The organism is Planktothrix sp. FACHB-1355, assembly GCF_014748295.1.
Lineage (GTDB): Bacteria > Cyanobacteriota > Cyanobacteriia > Cyanobacteriales > Aerosakkonemataceae > Aerosakkonema > Aerosakkonema funiforme_A.
This window is the reverse complement of sequence record NZ_JACJUP010001239.1, coordinates 1-1,978: the sequence shown is the minus strand read 5'-3', so window position 1 is coordinate 1,978 and position 1,978 is coordinate 1. Positions and strand designations below refer to the sequence as shown.

Annotated in this window: 1 protein-coding gene and 1 pseudogene; both read right to left on the bottom strand. The window is 39.6% G+C overall.

What is annotated here, in order from left to right; all coding sequences use genetic code 11:
• Positions 1–142 precede the first annotated feature (142 nt).
• Entirely contained in the window at positions 143–1,474 is a 1,332-nt protein-coding gene (locus H6S82_RS31170) for a TMEM143 family protein (protein WP_190468749.1), read from the bottom strand.
• 218 nt (positions 1,475–1,692) lie between these two features.
• A pseudogene (locus H6S82_RS31165) lies at positions 1,693–1,978 on the bottom strand (DUF3754 domain-containing protein); the annotation flags it as partial.

The window sequence follows — 1,978 nt, the reverse complement described above, 5'->3', positions numbered from 1 at the left end:
CTTGCCAAAGCCAGAAATAAATACTAAGTTGAGAGTTGATATTTATTGTTAGGTAAATTTCAATTCTCAACTCTAAAAATAGGTATGGTTTTTTAGGAGCGATCGCCTTGGATAGAGCTTTTTTATTTAGAGCGATCGCACATTATTTGGCGTAGAGAAAAGCATTGTCCCAAACGTAATCTATGACTGTTTTGGCATCTTCTAGAGATGGAATTTTGCAAAAGCCTTTTTCATCATATGTCAGCAAAGGTATTTCTGAAATACTGTCTGTCTCCGCACCATCTTTGACAATTTTGCCCCGTATTGCTTCCAGGTTACGTAGGGGGCCATTGATGTCGAAGTCAATTTTAGTGCCAAATTTTTTCTCCATCCACTCTTCAATTCGGTCATCTAATTGTTTGGGAGTAAGAGGTGTCTTACTCGTCAACAGGTGATAATAAACCAAGAGTATTTCTTTACATTCTTCCTCTTCAGCCGCATCAATTAAAGATCCAAAAACACTGCTGTTATTAGCAAGCGCTCTGAAAAAAAGCGTGTCGGTAATATTTTTTTGAAATTTGATTTTCTTGCTGTTGTAATTGTTATATTGCCGGACGGCAAACCCACCAAGCGCAACCACTAGCGATAACGCCGCCACCAGTACTGGCATGATGTTACTCAATTGCTCTTGGTTGATACTAAAATTTGCGATGCTTGACTTTCCAAAGACAACAAATGATATTATCGCGGTAATCAGCAAAAGTTGGGGTAAGACTTTGATCGCCACCGGCACAGCTGCCCCAATTGCTGGTACGCCGAACAGGAGACGGTCTTTCCATGTCATGCTAATTTTGATGTTCGGAAATAAAAATTCTAAATCGAATTTGGGAATATTTTTGTAATAGTAAATGTACATTTTCCCTGGTTTAAAATTAAGATTGTCCGCTTTAATTTTTTTTACTTCAAAATAACGTTCATCTTTGAATTTCAGCAATAAAACTACTCGTTCAAAAACATCTACTGGTTTTTCGAGTTTTTTCAAAAATTTATTCACAGTAGTTGTTTTTTGAGTGTCGCCACGATAGTAACAAATTATGCGCTCGAAGTCGTTTAAATCGACATCTGTTTTTAACTCTATCAATGAGCTTACCTGAAAAGCACGTTGTAGCATTTCTTCAGATAAAGTAATGTAATTGGCTCTTTCTAGGAGAGTTTTAAACGCATCGACCAATTTAGCTTCCATATTCGCCTTTTGGTCTATCGTTACGACCGCGATCGACTTGGTATCGGTATCTGGGTCAAAAGGAGCAAAATTATCCTTGATAACCTCTAATGTTTGATGTAACTGAAAATGGTAATAGGCAGACAATATTTCGCAGAAATCGCGAAACTTTTGCACATCTGCGCCAGCCAATTGGCCGTCTTGAACGCAAAGTTCGATCAGGTCACGTCGCTGATAGGGAATAAATGCTTCGCGGTCTTGATAAGTTGCCATAATGCCGAGCTATGCCGATGTTTTAGATCGTCAAGAATGTGAAAGGGATGAACTAGGCATTAGCATAAACTATTTTTGGCTCCAAGGAAATAGCGATCGCACTGTCTCAAACTACACATCTGAAACTATCGGGGAGTGGGGGAGCGGGGGAACGGGGGAGAAAATCTTCGTATATGAACTTTTCCATAGAGATTCCGAAATAACCGTGCGATCGAGCATCATTTTTCACAGATAAAGGCATTATCCCAAACATAATCTACGATCTTTTTGGCATCCTCTAGGGAGCTAACTTTGCAAAACCCTCGCTCATCGTAACTCAGCAAAGGTATTTCTGGCGTACTGGCTTCATCCCAGCCTTCTTTAACGATTTTGCCGCGTATTGCTTCCAGATTGTGTAGAGGGCCATTGATATCAAAATCTATTTCCGTGCCAAATTTTTCATCCATCCATTCCTCAATGCGATCGTCCAATTGTTCCGGGGTAAGAGATGTTTCGCTTGTTAAC